We start from the raw sequence: 15,570 nt of genomic DNA, 5'->3' as shown, positions 1-15,570 counted from the left end.
GGCCGGGCACCTCGCCCGCGCGGGCCACGACGTCACCGTGTATAATCGCACCAGGGCCAAGGCGGAGGCGACCGGCCTCGCCGTCGCCGACACGCCCGCGGCGGCGGCGCGGGGCGCAGATGCGGTGGTCGCCTGCGTCGGTAACGATGATGATCTGGAGCAGGTGACGCTGGGCAGCGAGGGCGCCTTCGCGGCGATGCGCGAGGAGGCCGTGTTCGTGGACCATACCACCGTGTCGGCCGACATCGCCCGCCGGCTGTCGGAGCGGCGCGCGCTGGTGGTCGATGCCCCGGTCTCGGGCGGGCAGGCGGGAGCGGAGAAGGGCGCGCTCTCGATCATGTGCGGCGGCTCGGCAGAGGCGTTCGCCGCGGCCGAGCCGGTGATGCAAGCCTATGCCGCCCGCATCGTCCATGTCGGCGACGCCGGGGCGGGGCAGCAGACCAAGATGGTCAACCAGATCTGCATCGCCGGCGTGCTCGGCGGGCTTTCGGAAGGCCTGCGCTTTGCCCAGGCGAGCGGGCTCGACCTCGACAAGGTGTTCGAGGCGATCAGCGGCGGCGCGGCGCAGAGCTGGCAGATGGTGAACCGCTGGGACACGATGGCGAAGGACGCGTTCGACTTCGGCTTCGCGATCGACTGGATGCGCAAGGACCTGGGGCTGGCGCTGGACGAGGCGCGGCGCAGCGGCGCGGTGCTGCCGGTGGCGGCGCTGGTGGACCAGTTCTATGGCGAGGTGCAGAAGATGGGCGGCGCGCGGCAGGACACCAGCGCGCTGGTGCGGAGGCTGGCCAAGTGAGGCGCGCGCTCGCCGCGGCGCTCCTCCTCACCGCCACCCCCGCCTTCGCCGACGCGATCGTCGACAATGTCACCGGCATGACGCTGGACAAGGCGGGCCGCGTCGTCCGCTTCAAGGCCATCATCCTCGACAAAGACGGCCGCGTCGTCCGGCTCGTTGCGCCCGACGAGGAGCCGCCCAAGCGGACCCGCAAGAACCCCGGCCCGCGCTACGACTGGCGCGCGGACATGAAGGGGCGGGTGCTGCTGCCCGGCATGATCGACGCGCACGGCCATATCACCGACCTCGGCTTCGCCGCGCTGACGCTGGACCTCAGCGACACCCGCTCGCTGGAGGAGGCCAAGGCGAAGATCGCGCGCTACGCCGCCGACAATCCGGAGCGGAAGTGGATCCTGGGGCGCGGCTGGAACCAGGAGGCCTGGGGCCTGGGCCGCTTCCCCACCGCCGCCGACCTCGATGCGGTGACCGGCGACCGCCCCGCCTGGCTGGCGCGCGCCGACGGCCATGCCGGCTGGGCCAACACGCGGGCGATGAATCTCGCCGGCATCACCGCGGCGAGCAAGTCGCCGCCGGGCGGGCGGATCGAGACCGCGGGCGGCCAGCCCTCGGGCGTGTTCGTCGATGCGGCGCAGGCGCTGATGGACAAGGCGGTGCCCAAGCCCGCGCCCAAGGAGCGCCAGCTCGCCTTCCTCACCGCGCAGGACATCCTGCTGCGCCACGGCATCACCGCGGTGGCGGACATGGGCACCAGCGGCGAGGACTGGATGGCCTATCGCCGCGTCGGCGACCTCGGCGCGCTGCGCATCCGCATCATGGCCTATGCCGGCGGAGTCGAGACGACGGTGGCGATCGGCGGCACCGGGCCGACGCCGTGGCTGTACGGCGACAAGCTCAAGCTGAACGGCGTGAAGCTTTACGCGGACGGCGCGCTCGGCTCGCGCGGGGCGTGGCTCAAGGCGCCCTATGCCGATGCGCCGGGCGAGCGCGGGCTGGGCTTCCTGACCGACGACCAGCTCCAGAACCTGATGAGCCGCGCGGCGATGGACGGCTATCAGGTCGCGGTCCATGCGATCGGCGACCGCGCCAACCAGCAGGCGCTCGACGCGATCGCCGAGCTTTCGGAGACCTACAAGGGCGACCGGCGCTGGCGCGTCGAGCATGCCCAGATCGTCGACCCGAAGGACCTGCCGAGCTTCGGCAAATACGGCATCATCGCCTCGATGCAGCCGACCCATCAGACCGGCGACCGGCAGATGGCCGAGGCGCGGCTGGGGCCGGCGCGGCTGGCGGGGGCCTATGCGTGGCGCTCGATGCTGGCGAACGGCAGCAAGCTGGCGTTCGGCAGCGACTTCCCGGTGGAGGCGCCGGATCCCTGGGCGGGCTGGGCGGCGGCGTTCACGCGGACCGGCGCGGATGGGCAGCCGGTTGGCGGCTGGCAGCCGCAGGAGGCGGTGACGCGCGAGCAGGCCTGGTGGGCGTTCACCGGCGGGGCTTCGTACGCGGGATTCGCCGAGCAGCAGTTCGGCTCGTTGCAGCCGGGGCAGCGGGCGGACTTCGTGATCGTCGATCGCGATCCCTTGCGGGCGGATGCGGCGGCGCTGCGGGGGACCCGCGTGCTGGAGACCTGGGTCGGCGGGCAGAAGGTGTTCGATGCCGCGCGGGATGGGGCGAAATAGCGGTTGGGGGCCGCGGGCGCGGCGGAAGTTGACACTAAGTTGACACCCGCACGCCTCGCCATCTGCCAGAGGAGTGGTGACCGTGTGGCTTTGGTTGATGGCGGACCTGTCAAAGAGCGAGGTGACCTTAACACGAGCCTGAGGCTGTAGGAAAGCGTGGGATGGGCTTGAATACAGCCGGCAACCGGACTCGAGCGCAAGTTTCTTGAAGAGTAGGGGCGGCCAGTCACAGCCGTCATGCCGGACGTGTTCCGGCATCGACCTTGCCGCGAAGTCGAACGGTTGACGCGTGTGGCCCGGTGGACCCCGGCACGAGGCCGGGGTGACGGATCTACCGGGAGCGCTGTTCCCTCTCCCCTTGTGGGAGAGGGAGGGAGCCGACGAAGTCGGCGGAAGGGTGAGGGGGAGTGAGTCTCAAGACCCCTCATCCTTCCCACTTGCTGCGCAAGCGGGCCCCTTCCTTCTCCCACAAGGTGAGAAGGAGCTTGTAGCAGACCTTCAGGCGATCCGCTTGCGCTCCGCAAGCCGACCCGTGAGTAGCGAGGCTACACCAGGCGGAACTGCCAAGATGGTCAGGAATAACACGCCGACGGCAATCAGCGGGCCTGTTCCATTGTTGATCCACATAACCGGCAGCTGAGCGAACGTGAGTACGATTCCCGCCAGCCAGCCATAGCTACCGAGAAAATACCCGGCGCCGGCCGCGATAACGAATGAGAGAGGATACCAGAGGCGCCAATATATGTCGCTGTCCCAAGGCTCTCCCACGCTCGTCTGTCGGCAGACGAACTGCCAGTACAACATGCCTCCGATCAGCACGGCGAGCACCTTCAACGTGCGGGTGGTGGTCATTACTGCCCCTCGCATATGTGCACCAAAGGCCCAACACCCGTGCTTGAGCTCGTACACGCAGTTGTTCCACTCCGCGCGACCCCTTGCAAACAGCAACGCATTCCTCCCCTGCAAGGGGAGGGGGACCAGCGAAGCTGGTGGAGGGGTAGCGGGCCGCAGGAGAAGGCGTCGCGCGTGGAGAGCTACCCCTCCGTCAGCGCTGCGCGCTGCCACCTCCCCTTTCAGGGGAGGAGTTTGGTGGCGGTCACCCCGTACCCTGCTAGACTGCCCTCATGCACAACCTCGTCATTCTCACCGGCGCCGGCATTTCCGCCGAGTCCGGCCTCGCCACCTTTCGCGGGCCGGGCGGGTTGTGGGAGGGGCATCGCGTAGAGGACGTGTGCACGCCCGAGGCGCTCGCGGCGGATGCGGCACTGGTGCACCGTTTCTACGACCTGCGGCGCCAGGCGCTGGCCACCGTCCAGCCGAACCCGGCGCATGAGGCGCTCGCCCGGCTTGATCGTGAATGGCCGGGCGAGCTGCTGATTGTCACCCAGAATGTCGACGACCTGCACGAGCGCGCCGGGGCGACGCGATTGCTGCACATGCATGGCGAGCTCAAATCCGCGCTCTGCGCCCTGTGCGGGGTGCGGCAGGCGAGCCCGGCGGTGCTGCCGCCCGGTACCGAGTGCGGCGCGTGCGGGGCGCCGGCGATGCGGCCGGATGTCGTGTTCTTCGGCGAGATGCCGCTTGGCATAGAGGTGATCGAGGCGGCGCTCGCTCGCGCCGACCTGTTCGTCTCGATCGGTACCTCGGGCGCGGTCTATCCCGCCGCAGGCTTCGTGCAGACCGCGCGCTGGCATGGCGCGAAGACGCTGGAGCTGAACCTCGATCCGAGCGCGGGGAGCGTGTTCTTCGACGAAAGCCGGATGGGGCCGGCGAGTGCGCTGGTGCCGGCCTGGGTGGACGAGGTGTTGGGGATCTTAGCCCCTCCCCGTTAGGGGAGGGGTTGGGGTGGGGCCTGTTCGCGGTCGTATCGCTCGGTGAGACACCTTCCCCACCCCCAACCCCTCCCCTGAAGGGGAGGGGCTTATTGGCCCACCCGGTTCGCCACCAGATCGTCCACCACCATCGGGTCCGCCAGTGTCGAGGTGTCGCCCAGGCTGCCCACCTCGCCCTCGGCGATCTTGCGCAGGATGCGGCGCATGATCTTGCCGCTGCGCGTCTTGGGCAGGCCGGGGGCGAACTGGAGCGCGTCGGGCGTGGCGATCGGGCCGATCTCGCGGCGGACCCATTGCACCAGCTCGCGCCGCAGGTCGTCGTCCGCCGCGACGCCGCCGTTCAGCGTCACATAGGCGTAGATGCCCTGGCCCTTCACGTCATGCGGCATGCCGACTACCGCCGCCTCCGCCACCTTGGGGTGGAGCACCAGCGCGCTCTCCACCTCGGCGGTGCCCATGCGATGGCCCGAGACGTTGATCACATCGTCGACCCGGCCGGTGATCCAGTAATAGCCGTCTTCGTCGCGGCGGCAGCCGTCGCCGGTGAAGTATTTGCCGCGATAGGTGGTGAAATAGGTCTGGAAGAAGCGCTCGTGATCGCCCCAGACGGTGCGCATCTGGCCGGGCCAGCTGGCGGTGAGGCACAGGTTGCCGCTGGTCGCGCCGTCGAGCACCCGGCCGGTCTCGTCGACCAGTTGCGGGTGGACGCCGGGGAGGGGCAGGGTGGCGCTGCCGGGCTTGAGGTCCGTCGCGCCGGGGAGGGGGGCGATCAGCGCGCCGCCGGTCTCGGTCTGCCACCAGGTGTCGATGATCGGGCAGCGGCCCTCGCCGACCACCTGGTGATACCAGCGCCACGCCTCGGGGTTGATCGGCTCGCCGACGGTGCCGAGCAGGCGGAGCGAGGAGCGGTCGGTGGCACGGACGAAAGCGTCGCCGTCCTTCATCAGCGCGCGCAGCGCGGTGGGGGCGGTGAAGATTGTGGAGACCTGGTGGCGATCGACCACCTGCCAGATGCGGCTCGCGTCCGGCCAGTTGGGCACGCCCTCGTACATCAAGGTCGTCGCGCCGTTGGCGAGCGGGCCGTAGAGGATGTAGGTGTGGCCGGTGACCCAGCCGATGTCGGCGGCACACCACCAGACCTCGCCCGGGCGGTAATCGAAGCACAGGTCGTGCGTATAGGCCGCCCAGAGCAGGTAACCGCCAGTGGTGTGGAGCACACCCTTCGGCTTGCCGGTGGAGCCCGAGGTGTAGAGGATGAAGAGCGGGTCCTCGGCGTTCATCGGCTCGGCCGGGCAGTCGGCGGAGACGCCGTCCGCCGCCTCATGGTACCACAGGTCGCGCGGGTGCATCGGCACGTCGGCGCCGGTGGCCTTCACCACCAGCACCCGCTCCAGGCTGGGCGCGTGCGCGGCGGCCGCGTCGACATTGGCCTTGAGCGGGGTCAGCTTGCCGCCGCGCCGGCCGCAATCGGCGGTGACGACGATCTTCGAGTCGCAATCCTGGATGCGGCCGGCGAGCGCGTCGGGCGAGAATCCGGCGAACACCACCGAATGGATCGCGCCGATCCGCGCGCAGGCGAGCACCGCGAAGGCCGCCTCGGGGATCATCGGCAGGTAGATGGTGACGCGGTCGCCCTTGGCGACACCCTGCGCTTTCAGGACATTGGCGAAGCGGCAGACCTCGGCATGGAGCTGGCGATAGGTGAAGTGGCGCGGCGCGGCGGCGCGATCGTCGGGCTCCCAGACGATCGCCACGGTGTCGCCGCGCTCGGCGAGATGGCGGTCGAGGCAATTGGCGCTGGCGTTGAGCACGCCGTCCTCGAACCAGCGGATGCCGAAATCGGCCTCGTCGAACGACCAGTCGCCCGCGCGGGTGGGGGCCTTCACCCAGTCGAGCCGCTGCGCCTGCTCCAGCCAGAAGGCGTCGGGATCGCTGGCGGCGGCGGCGTACATCGCCTCATAGGCCTCGCGGTCGACGCGGGCGCGCTCGGCCCATTCGGCGGGGACGGGGTAGAGGTCCTGTTCGGCCATCATCTGCTCCTGGCGGTCCGGTCCCGATCTTTCGGGAATTTTCCCGGTTCAGTGCGGAAGCGGGCGGCGCTTGGCAAGCGCGGGCGCCGGCCGGGAGTCAGGATGGAACGCGGGAGACAGGGAGGGGAAACATCGCGGCGGTTCCGAGAAGGATCGTCCGAGTCGCAGGCCGCCAGACACGGAAACGGCCGCGGCACCAGGGTGCCGCGGCCGTTTCCGTGCCGGAGAAGGATCGAACGGGCGACCGCGATCGGCCGCCCGCCGGGATCAGCTGCCCGAGGACAGGTTCACCGCGGCGTACTTGCCGCGACGATCGACTTCCAACTCGAACGACAGGCGATCGCCCTCGTTGAGCGTCGGCATGCCCGCGCGCTCGACCGCCGAGATGTGGACGAACGCGTCCGGCTGGCCGTCGTCGCGCTGGATGAAGCCGAAGCCCTTCATCGCGTTGAAGAACTTGACCGTGCCGGTCGCCTTCTCGCCGGTGAGCTGGCGCTGCGGCGCACCGCCGAAGCCGCCGCCGGCACCACCGCCCGCACGCGGGCCACGGTCGCCGCCGCCGAAGCCACCCTCGCGCGGCGCGCGCTCGGTGACCGGCATGGGCTCGCCGTCGATCTTGAGCTCGGTGGCGGAAATCTTGCCGCCGCGGTCCACCAGGGTGAAGCCGAGCGGCTGGCCCTCGGCCAGGCCGGTGAGGCCCGCCTGCTCGACCGCGGAGATGTGGACGAACACGTCCTCGCCGCCATCGTCACGGACGATGAAGCCGAAGCCCTTCTGGCCGTTGAAGAACTTCACCACGCCGGTGCCTTCGCCAACGACCTGCGGGGGCATGCGGTTGCCGCCGCCGAACCCGCCGCCGCCACCGCCGCGGAAGCCGCCGCCACCGCCGCCGAAGCCGCCACCGCCGCTACGGAAACCACCGCCGCCGCCGCCGAAGCCGCCACCGCCGCCGAAGCCGCCGCCACCGAAGCCACCGCGGTCACCGCCGCCGAAGCCGCCCCCGAAGTCACCGCCGCCGAAGTCGCCGCCGCCAAAATCGTCGCGCTTGTCGCGCCCGCGTCCGCCACGATTGCCGCGGCCACCCTTGTCGAAACCCATAATCCCGTTCGTCTTCCCGGTCCCGCCCGTATCCTCTGCCTGGACCACGCGCGCAGGACGGCGAACGCAAGGTCCCGGGCGCCGAACCGAGGCGCCACATTCTCGCCATAGCTTATCCTTGGCGCCGGTGCGAACAGATTCGTTTGCCGCAGGCGATCACTCTGGACGATACTTCCACACCTGTCGCGCGGGAAGCACAGGTCATCGCCGCCCATTGAGTGCGGCGGGCACCCCGGCTAGGGCCATGGACGATGATCTACCTGCATGAGGAAGACCTGCCCGCGGGCGTCTTCGCCCCCGGCGCCGCGATCGCCGTCGACACCGAGACCATGGGTCTCATCACCCCGCGCGACCGGTTGTGCGTGGTGCAACTGTCGGATGGCGGCGAGGACCAGCATCTCGTGCGATTCGCCCCCGGCAGCGATTACGCCGCGCCCGAGCTGCGCGCGGTGCTGGGCGATCCGACGCGGGTGAAGCTCTATCATTTCGCGCGGTTCGACCTGGCCGCGATCCAGCATTACCTCGGCACGGTGGCGGCACCGGTCTATTGCACCAAGACCGCGTCGCGGCTGGTGCGCACCTATACCGACCGGCATGGCCTGAAGGAGCTGGTCCGCGAACTTCTGGGGCAGGAAGTGTCCAAGCAGCAGCAATCGTCCGATTGGGGCGCGCCGGTGCTGTCGGACGCGCAGAAGGACTATGCCGCTTCCGACGTGCGCTTCCTCCACCAGCTGAAGGAAGAGCTCGACCGCCGGCTGGCGCGCGAGGGCCGGACCGCGCTCGCACAGGCGTGCTTCGATTTCCTGCCGCATCGCGCCGCGCTGGATCTTGCCGGCTGGCCCGAGATCGACATCTTCGCGCATGTCTGACGTTGCGTCGCGCTGTCTGACGCAGGCGGACCATGTCTGAACTGGCGCGCCGGGTCCGCAGCGCGCGTCAGGTGTGGGCGGCGCCCGGCAGCCGGCATGACCGGGTGGTCGGCACCGCGCACTGGCTGATGCCGATGCTGATCGGCGTGCTCGCGGCGTTCCTGGTGATGGCGCCGCTGACCATGGGCGGCGATGTGTCGTTCGTGCTCGACAAGAACAAGGTCGAGGTCGCCAAGGAGCGGCTCAAGATCCAGGCGGCGCAATATCGCGGGCAGGACGCCAAGGGGCAGCCGTTCATCCTCGACGCAGGATCGGCGGTGCAGCGCAGCTCGGCCGAGCCGGTGGTGCAGCTGAACAAGCTGGCCGCCGCGATCCGGCTGCAGGACGGGCCCGCGCGGCTGACCGCGAACACCGGCCGCTACGACATGGAAAGCGAGCAGGTGAAGGTGGACGGCCCGATCGCCTTCCGCGGCCCCAACAATTACACGCTCGATACGCGCGACGCGACCGTGGACCTCAAGACCCGCCGCCTGCAGAGCGCGGGCGCGGTGACCGGCACGGTGCCGCAGGGCACCTTTCGCGGCGATCGGCTACGCGCCGACCTGGAAGCACGCACGGTGACGCTGGACGGCAACGCGCGCTTGCGGATCGTGCCCGCTCGGGCGAGATAGCGGCCCATGCGCGTCCTTCTCCCGTTCGGCGGATTCGCCCTCGTCGCCGCTATCGCCGCCGCGGGGGCGCAGACGCGCCATAATTCGGATGCACCGATCGACTTCGGCGCGGATCACATCGAGCTGCAGGACAAGGCCAATCGCGCGGTTCTGTCGGGCAGCGTCGCGGTGCGGCAAGCGGAGATGACACTCAACGCCGCGCGGATGACGGTGAACTACACCGGCCAGGTGATCGGCGGCAATCCGCAGGTCTCGCGCCTCGACGCTGCCGGCGGGGTGACGGTGCGCCGCCCCGAGCAGACCGCGCGCTCGCAATATGCGGTGTACGACCTCAATCGCCGGGTGATCACCATGGTGGGCGGGGTCACGCTGAACCAGGCCGGCAACACGGTGAGCGGCGGTCGGCTGACGATCAATCTCGACAGCGGCCGCGCGGTGATCGACGGATCGGGTGTGGCGAGTGGCGGCGGCAGCGGGACGGGGGCGACCACCACCGCGCCGTCGGGCCGGGTGTCCGGCACCTTCTCGGTGCCCAAGCGCAACTGAGGCGCGGCCGGTCGCCCGAGGGCTTCCGTTTTCGCGCATCTTCATGCATGAATCCTGCCAAACCGGCGGATCGATCAACGCGCCGGTAAGATGCTGTGGCGCAAGGGACCGTTGATGGACCAGATCACCAGCCTGGAAAGGGCCGAGCCGATCCACGAGGCACCCGTGATGGACGGGCTGTCGGTCGTCTCGATCGCCAAGAGCTACGACAAGCGCGTCGTGCTGACCGATGTATCGGTGTCGGTGGGGCGCGGCGAGGTGGTCGGGCTGCTCGGCCCCAACGGCGCGGGCAAGACGACCTGCTTCTATTCGGTGATGGGGCTGGTGAAGCCCGATTCGGGCCGCATCATGCTGGATGGCGATGACATCACCGGCCTGCCGATGTACCGGCGCGCGATCCTGGGCCTGGGCTATCTGCCGCAGGAGACCAGCATCTTTCGCGGGCTTACGGTGGGGCAGAACATCTCCACCGTGCTGGAGCTGGCCGAGCCGGACAAGGGCGCGCGCGCGGAGCGGCTGGAGCAATTGCTTGACGAGTTCGGCCTCGCCCGGCTGCGCGACGCGCCGGCGATGGCGCTGTCGGGCGGCGAGCGGCGGCGCGCGGAGATCGCGCGCGCGCTGGCGGCGAACCCGTCGATCATCCTGCTGGACGAGCCGTTTGCAGGCATCGACCCGATCTCGATCGCCGACATCCGCGATCTCGTCTGCCAGCTCAAGGAACGCGGCATCGGCGTGCTGATCACCGACCACAATGTCCGCGAGACGCTGGACATCGTCGATCGCGCCTACATCATCTACGACGGGCGGGTGCTGTTCACCGGCAGCCCGGCGGAACTGGTGGCGGACGCCAACGTGCGCCGGCTGTACCTGGGCGAGGGCTTCTCGCTCTAGGCTTATGACCCACACGCACCCTCCGTTCGTGCTGAGCGAAGTCGAAGCATATGCGCCAACGTTCGCGCGTGCCCTTCGACTTCGCTCAGGGCGAACGGATGGGGGAAGCGCGGCCTGATGTCGCTCGCCCCCCGCCTGGACATCCGCCAGACCCAGGGCCTGGTGATGACCCCGCAGCTCCAGCAGGCGATCAAGCTGCTGGCGCTGTCCAACCTCGAGATCGAGGGGGTGATCGCCGAGGAATTGGAAAAGAACCCGCTGCTGGAGGCGGTTGCGGCAGAGGGGGAAGGGCCGGTGCCCGAGCCGGTGGCGGAGGCGCCGCGCGACGAGCCTGCTGGGGCGGACGAGCTGGTGATGGCCGGCGAGGCGGCAGGCGAGTCGCTCGACGTCGACGTCGCCGGCGAGCGGTTCGACGATTCGGTGGCCGATCGCCTCGGCATGGATGGCGCGCTCGGCATGAACGGGCTGTCGGGTCCGCTCGGCGACGACCTGCCCGACCTCGACGCCTTCGCCGACACGTCCGAGAGCCTTGCCGACCACCTGCTCGCCCAGGCAGGCACCCTGCTCTCCGGGCTCGACCACCTGATCGCCCAGCATCTGATCGACCAGATCGACGAGGCGGGCTACCTGACCGCCTCCGTCCACGAGATCGCGACCCGGCTCGGCGTCGAGGCGATCACGGTGGAGCGGGTGCTGGCGGTGGTGCAGACCTTTGACCCCACCGGCGTCGGCGCGCGCGACCTGGCCGAATGCATCGCGCTTCAGGCCAAGGAGGCGGACCGGTTCGATCCGGCGATGGCGCGGCTGATCGGCAACCTCGACCTGCTCGCGCGCGGCGAGATCACGCGGCTGAAGCGCATCTGCCATGTCGACGACGAGGATATGGCGGACATGATCCGCGAGCTGCGCGGCTATGATCCCAAGCCCGGCACCCGCTTCGGCGGCGAGCCCGCGCCTGCGATCGTCCCCGACCTCTACGTCACCCGCACCAAGGCGGGCTGGGGGATCGAGCTGAACAGCGCCACGCTGCCGCGCGTCTTGGTCAACAAGGCCTATCATGCCGAGCTCGCTTCGGGGCCGCAGGACAAGGCGAGCAAGGCATGGCTGGGCGATGCGCTCGCCAGCGCCAACTGGCTGGTCAAGGCGCTGGACCAGCGCCAGAAGACCATCCTCAAGGTCGCCACCGAGATCGTCAAGCAACAGGAGGCGTTCTTCCTCCACGGCGTCGCGCACCTGCGCCCGCTGACCCTCGCGCGGGTGGCTGAGGCGATCGAGATGCACGAATCAACGGTCAGCCGGGTGACCAGCAACAAATATCTCAGCTGCGCGCGCGGGCAGTTCGAGCTCAAATACTTCTTCACCTCGGCGATCCAGTCGGCCGACGGCGGCGACGCGGTGTCGGCACAGGCGGTGAAAGCGGCGATCAAGGCGCTGATCGCGGGGGAAGGGGACAAGATCCTTTCCGACGATACGTTGGTCGAGCGGCTGAACGACAAGGGCTTCGACATCGCCCGGCGCACCGTCGCCAAATATCGCGAAGCGATGGGGATCGGCAGCTCGGTCCAGCGGCGGCGCGCGCGTGTGCTGGCGGGATGAGCAAGCCCGTCGTCCTGATGACCGCGCCGATGCACGCCTCGGTGGAGGCGGCGCTGCGCGACCATGTTACCCTCCATCGCCTGTGGGAGCAGGACGATTCCGAAGCCTTCCTCGCGGCGCATGGCGGCGAGGTTGCGGGCGTCGCGACGAGCACGCTCTACGGATCGACCGGCGAGGCGCTGTTCGCGCGGCTGCCCGCGCTGCGCATCGTGGCGAGCTTCGGCGTCGGTTACGACAATGTCGACGCGGTCGCGGCATCGAAGCGCGGGATCGTCGTCACCAACACGCCGGGCGTGCTCGACGGCGAGGTGGCGGACCTGGCGGTGGCGCTGCTGCTCGCAACGGTCCGCCGGCTGCCCCAGGCCGACCGATTCGTGCGTGACGGGGGCTGGCAGGACGGCGCCTTCCCGCTGTCCCCCACCTTGCGCGGCCGGCGCATCGGCATCCTCGGGCTGGGCGCGATCGGCAAGGCGATCGCGCGGCGATTGGACGGGTTCGATGTCGCGATCGCCTATCACGGTCGCCACCGGCAAGAGGGCGTCGCCTATCCGTGGCACCCGACGCCGCGGGCGCTGGCCGAGGCGTGCGACGTGCTGGTGGCGATCCTGCCGGGCGGCGCGGGCACCCGCCATATCGTCGACGAGGCGGTGCTGCGCGCGCTGGGGCCCGAGGGCGTGTTCGTCAACGTCGCGCGCGGCAGCGTGGTCGATCAGCCCGCGCTGATCCGCGTGCTGGAGGAGGGCGCCTTGCTCGCCGCGGGGCTGGACGTGTTCGCCGACGAGCCGGAGGTCCCCGCGGCGCTGTTGGCGCTGCCCAATGTCGTGGTGCTGCCGCATGTCGGCTCCGCCACCGAGTATACCCGCGCGGCGATGGGCCGGCTGGTCGCGGAGAACCTGCTCGCCTTCTTCGGGACGGGGCGGGCGCTGACCCCGGTGCCCGAAACGCGCTAGACCCGTCCGTCGCACGTCCGTCGCTCCGGTCGCGGTGCTGCTGAAGCCGCGCGGAGAAAGGATCATTGGGTTCCCGAACCACCGGGAGACCTGACATGATCTACAAGGGTACCAAGGGCGACGACGACCTGGTCGGCACCGACGCCGACGACCTGTTCGTGCCGCTGATCGGCCATGATGCGGTGCAGGCCGGGGCGGGCTTCGACACCCTGCGCATCGACTATTCGCGCTTCGCCTCCAGCAAGTGGGACAGCACGATCATCATCGAGGCGGACGGCACGATGGGCGGCGTGATCTCGGGCGCCGGGCGCAACTGGGTCGAATATCAGGGGATCGAGGCGCTGGACGTGATGCTGACCGCCGGCGATGACACCGTTTATGTCTCGAACGAGGCGGACCTCGGCGAGCGGCGGATCCGCCTCGACGGCGGCGCCGGCGTCGACACGCTCGAATATGGCGGCTTGCCCGGCGACAGCCCGTTGCGGCTCATCGTCGCGGAGGATGGCAGCATCAGCAGCAACATCTTCTCGCTGACCAGCTTCGAGAAGTTCTGGATGTCGCTGGGCGACGGCGCGGACGTGATCCAGACCGGCGCGGCCAACGACACGATCTACGGCGGGCGCGGCAGCGACACGCTGGCGGGCGGCGCCGGTGACGACCTGATCGAGGGCGGCGTGGGCGCCGACATCATGACCGGGGGCGCGGGTGCCGACCAGTTCCGGATGTATTCGCTGGCCGAGTTCAGCCACCGCGCCGACGTGACCGACATCATCACCGACTTCGACGCGACCGAGGGCGACTCGATCGACCTCAGCAAGATCGATCCGGACAAGTTGCTCAAGGGCAATCAGGCCTTCACCTTCATCGGCGAGGAGGCCTTCAACAGCGGCTCGCCCGACTATCAGCTGCGCATCACGGCCCGCGGCGACAACCTCTACACCGTGGAGGCGGACACCAACCACGACGCGGTGGCAGACTTTTCGTTCGACGTGGTCAGCCAGCACGGCATCGCGGCAACCGACTTCCTGCTCTGAGGACCCGAACGGCCTTCAACCGACCTGATCCGTTCGTGCTGAGCCCTTCGACTGCCTGCCTGCGGCAGTCACGCTCAGGACAGGCTGGCGCTGCGCGCCAGTCGAAGCACCTTGCGCAGCGCCGCGCTTGCCCTTCGACTTCGCTCAGGGTGAACGGGTGTAGTGAAGGTCGAGTGGAGCAAAGTGGAAAGTGGGCCGGCGGCGACCCCGCCGGCTCACGTCACCCGCCGCCCCAGCCAGCGGGTGACTCGGCCATAGCCGGGGTGGTGGCGCGTGCGCTCGACCATGCGCTCGAACGCGGCATCGACCGCGCCCAGGTGCCAGCGCCGCAACGCCATGCGCATCTGGAGCACACGGCCCATCAGCATCACCGATCCGCTTTGGCCGGAAAGCGCCGCGCGCAGCACCGCCGCGCCCTCGCTGCGCCGGCCCACCGCCTCCAGGTGCGCGGCGTGGAAGATGCGCGCGCGCACGTTGCCGGGGACCTTGCGGATCGCCTCCTCGTGCAGCGGCCCGGCCTCGTCATGCGCGCCCTTCTGATCGAGCGCCTGGGCGAGTTCGCTGAGGATGTGCGACTCCGGCTCGATCTCGGCGGCGCGGCGCAGCAGCCCGATCCTGAGATCGGGCCGGCGCCCGGCGGCGCGGCGCGACAGCATGAAGAAATGGTGCTGCGACCGTGCCCGGCGTTCGCGTACCGCGCGCTGCACCACTGATGGCGTGAAGCTGCCCGTCACGATCGCGCGGATCGCCTCCTGCAACGCGCCGGTCTCCACCAGCAGCGGGCCGACCGGATGGCCCGCATGCGGCACGCCGACCATCACCGTCTCCTGCCCGCCCGCCTCGAACAGGCGGACGTGCTGGGCATCCACGCGCAGCCGCGGATCGTAGAACAGGATCTGCCGGGCGGGCGCCTCATAGTCCCCCTCGCGGAAGGTGATCCGCGCCAGGTCCGCCTGCCAGCGTGTCTCGAACGGCACCACCCGCGGGTCGAGCGAATATTGCGGCGAGATCGCGATCGCGGTGCGCGCGCCGAACGCGCGGGCGAAGCGCAGCGCCGCATAGCCGCCCATGCTGGAGCCATAGGTGAACACCCGCGGCACCTTCGCGGTCGCCGCCGCGATCGCGGCCAGCGCCTCGGGCATCTCGGGATATTGGTACCATTGGTTGTCGCGGTTGAGGACGTGGATCGTGTCGATCCCCTCGTCGCGCAGGAAATCCTCGCCGAAGCCCTGCCGCTCCAGGTCATATTCGACCGTATAGGAGCCGAAGGTCACGAAGCAGGTGGCCGGCACCCGCGCGCCGGTGCCCCGCACCCGGCGCACCACCAGGTTGTCGGACCGGAACAGCTCTTCCCCTTGCATGGCGGCGGTTCGAGCCGAGCCGGCGCCTAAAGGCAAGCCCCAACGCTCACAGCTGGTGGCCGGTGCGGTCACGCTTGGTGGCGAGATAGCGTTCGTTGTGGGGGTTGGGCGGCAGGTGATGCGGCACCCGCTCGACCACTTCGACGCCATGCGCCTCCAGCCCCGCCACCTTGGCGGGATTGTTGGTGAGGAGGCGGACCGCGCGCTGGCCGAGCAGGTC

14 protein-coding genes and 1 pseudogene are annotated in these 15,570 nt (G+C 69.6%); 10 read left to right on the top strand and 5 right to left on the bottom strand.

Annotated features, from left to right (window positions below; all coding sequences use genetic code 11):
* Positions 1-796: NAD(P)-dependent oxidoreductase (locus tag ACFDTH_RS14175; protein WP_375288204.1), on the top strand; the 796-nt coding region annotated here is incomplete at its 5' end.
* Positions 793-2,472 carry an amidohydrolase gene (locus ACFDTH_RS14170; RefSeq protein ID WP_375288203.1) on the top strand — a complete coding sequence of 560 codons (1,680 nt, stop codon included), beginning with the start codon at positions 793-795 and terminating at the stop codon, positions 2,470-2,472. The genes ACFDTH_RS14175 and ACFDTH_RS14170, both read left to right, overlap by 4 nt.
* 498 nt (positions 2,473-2,970) lie before the next feature.
* Here the strand turns inward: ACFDTH_RS14170 and ACFDTH_RS14165 are convergent, their stop codons facing one another.
* On the bottom strand, positions 2,971-3,324 hold the full coding sequence (locus tag ACFDTH_RS14165; protein ID WP_375288202.1) for a hypothetical protein: 354 nt from the start codon (positions 3,322-3,324) through the stop codon (positions 2,971-2,973).
* A 272-nt stretch (positions 3,325-3,596) separates the two neighbouring features.
* Here ACFDTH_RS14165 and ACFDTH_RS14160 point away from each other — a divergent pair, with 272 nt between their 5' ends.
* A complete protein-coding gene (locus ACFDTH_RS14160) occupies positions 3,597-4,304 on the top strand; it encodes an NAD-dependent deacylase (protein ID WP_375288201.1) in 708 nt (235 codons plus the stop codon).
* An 89-nt stretch (positions 4,305-4,393) separates the two neighbouring features.
* On the opposite strand, the gene acs is transcribed toward ACFDTH_RS14160, so the two are convergent.
* Together acs and ACFDTH_RS14150 are read right to left on the bottom strand one after the other, a co-directional pair.
* Positions 4,394-6,334, bottom strand: coding sequence for an acetate--CoA ligase (acs, locus tag ACFDTH_RS14155; protein ID WP_375288200.1), 1,941 nt, complete (start codon positions 6,332-6,334; stop codon positions 4,394-4,396).
* Between the two features lie 267 nt (positions 6,335-6,601).
* Positions 6,602-7,432, bottom strand: coding sequence for a cold-shock protein (locus ACFDTH_RS14150; protein ID WP_375288199.1), 831 nt, complete (start codon positions 7,430-7,432; stop codon positions 6,602-6,604).
* A 251-nt stretch (positions 7,433-7,683) separates the two neighbouring features.
* On the opposite strand from ACFDTH_RS14150, the gene ACFDTH_RS14145 reads away from it, so the two are divergent.
* From ACFDTH_RS14145 to ACFDTH_RS14115, 7 genes are all read left to right on the top strand, one after another.
* Positions 7,684-8,301 carry a ribonuclease D gene (locus ACFDTH_RS14145; protein ID WP_375288198.1) on the top strand — a complete coding sequence of 206 codons (618 nt, stop codon included), beginning with the start codon at positions 7,684-7,686 and terminating at the stop codon, positions 8,299-8,301.
* A gap of 32 nt (positions 8,302-8,333) precedes the next feature.
* Positions 8,334-8,972 carry an LPS export ABC transporter periplasmic protein LptC gene (gene lptC / locus ACFDTH_RS14140; RefSeq protein WP_375288197.1) on the top strand — a complete coding sequence of 213 codons (639 nt, stop codon included), beginning with the start codon at positions 8,334-8,336 and terminating at the stop codon, positions 8,970-8,972.
* A gap of 6 nt (positions 8,973-8,978) precedes the next feature.
* Positions 8,979-9,518, top strand: coding sequence for an LptA/OstA family protein (locus tag ACFDTH_RS14135; RefSeq protein WP_375288196.1), 540 nt, complete (start codon positions 8,979-8,981; stop codon positions 9,516-9,518).
* A gap of 114 nt (positions 9,519-9,632) precedes the next feature.
* The gene (lptB, locus tag ACFDTH_RS14130; RefSeq protein WP_375288195.1) at positions 9,633-10,409 is read left to right on the top strand and encodes an LPS export ABC transporter ATP-binding protein; all 777 of its coding nucleotides are present in this window, start codon (positions 9,633-9,635) and stop codon (positions 10,407-10,409) included.
* 117 nt (positions 10,410-10,526) lie between these two features.
* Positions 10,527-12,005 (top strand): RNA polymerase factor sigma-54, encoded by a 1,479-nt coding sequence (gene rpoN, locus ACFDTH_RS14125; protein WP_375288194.1) that lies wholly within the window; start codon positions 10,527-10,529, stop codon positions 12,003-12,005.
* A complete protein-coding gene (locus ACFDTH_RS14120) occupies positions 12,002-12,955 on the top strand; it encodes a 2-hydroxyacid dehydrogenase (RefSeq protein ID WP_375288193.1) in 954 nt (317 codons plus the stop codon). Before rpoN ends, ACFDTH_RS14120 begins: the two co-directional genes overlap by 4 nt.
* A gap of 95 nt (positions 12,956-13,050) precedes the next feature.
* Positions 13,051-13,989 (top strand): calcium-binding protein, encoded by a 939-nt coding sequence (locus ACFDTH_RS14115; protein WP_375288192.1) that lies wholly within the window; start codon positions 13,051-13,053, stop codon positions 13,987-13,989.
* Between the two features lie 215 nt (positions 13,990-14,204).
* Here the strand turns inward: ACFDTH_RS14115 and ACFDTH_RS14110 are convergent, their stop codons facing one another.
* Both ACFDTH_RS14110 and ACFDTH_RS14105 read right to left on the bottom strand, forming a co-directional pair.
* Positions 14,205-15,350, bottom strand: coding sequence for a hypothetical protein (locus ACFDTH_RS14110; RefSeq protein WP_375288191.1), 1,146 nt, complete (start codon positions 15,348-15,350; stop codon positions 14,205-14,207).
* Positions 15,351-15,396: 46 nt separating this feature from the next.
* A pseudogene (locus tag ACFDTH_RS14105) lies at positions 15,397-15,570 on the bottom strand (GTP cyclohydrolase II); the annotation flags it as partial.

The organism is Sphingomonas sp. (assembly GCF_042096255.1).
Classification (GTDB): Bacteria; Pseudomonadota; Alphaproteobacteria; order Sphingomonadales; family Sphingomonadaceae; genus Sphingomonas.
The sequence above is the reverse complement of the archived record's forward strand: the minus strand, read 5'-3'. Positions and strand labels throughout refer to the sequence as shown.

Coding starts and splice junctions, on each gene's coding strand:
- lptC (WP_375288197.1), top strand. CDS start 8,334: ATGTCTGAACTGGCGCGCCGGGTCCGCAGCGCGCGTCAGGTGTGGGCG.
- ACFDTH_RS14160 (WP_375288201.1), top strand. CDS start 3,597: ATGCACAACCTCGTCATTCTCACCGGCGCCGGCATTTCCGCCGAGTCC.
- acs (WP_375288200.1), bottom strand. CDS start 6,334: ATGGCCGAACAGGACCTCTACCCCGTCCCCGCCGAATGGGCCGAGCGC.
- ACFDTH_RS14120 (WP_375288193.1), top strand. CDS start 12,002: ATGAGCAAGCCCGTCGTCCTGATGACCGCGCCGATGCACGCCTCGGTG.
- lptB (WP_375288195.1), top strand. CDS start 9,633: ATGGACCAGATCACCAGCCTGGAAAGGGCCGAGCCGATCCACGAGGCA.
- ACFDTH_RS14135 (WP_375288196.1), top strand. CDS start 8,979: ATGCGCGTCCTTCTCCCGTTCGGCGGATTCGCCCTCGTCGCCGCTATC.
- ACFDTH_RS14165 (WP_375288202.1), bottom strand. CDS start 3,324: ATGACCACCACCCGCACGTTGAAGGTGCTCGCCGTGCTGATCGGAGGC.
- ACFDTH_RS14145 (WP_375288198.1), top strand. CDS start 7,684: ATGATCTACCTGCATGAGGAAGACCTGCCCGCGGGCGTCTTCGCCCCC.
- ACFDTH_RS14115 (WP_375288192.1), top strand. CDS start 13,051: ATGATCTACAAGGGTACCAAGGGCGACGACGACCTGGTCGGCACCGAC.
- ACFDTH_RS14150 (WP_375288199.1), bottom strand. CDS start 7,432: ATGGGTTTCGACAAGGGTGGCCGCGGCAATCGTGGCGGACGCGGGCGC.
- rpoN (WP_375288194.1), top strand. CDS start 10,527: ATGTCGCTCGCCCCCCGCCTGGACATCCGCCAGACCCAGGGCCTGGTG.
- ACFDTH_RS14110 (WP_375288191.1), bottom strand. CDS start 15,350: ATGCAAGGGGAAGAGCTGTTCCGGTCCGACAACCTGGTGGTGCGCCGG.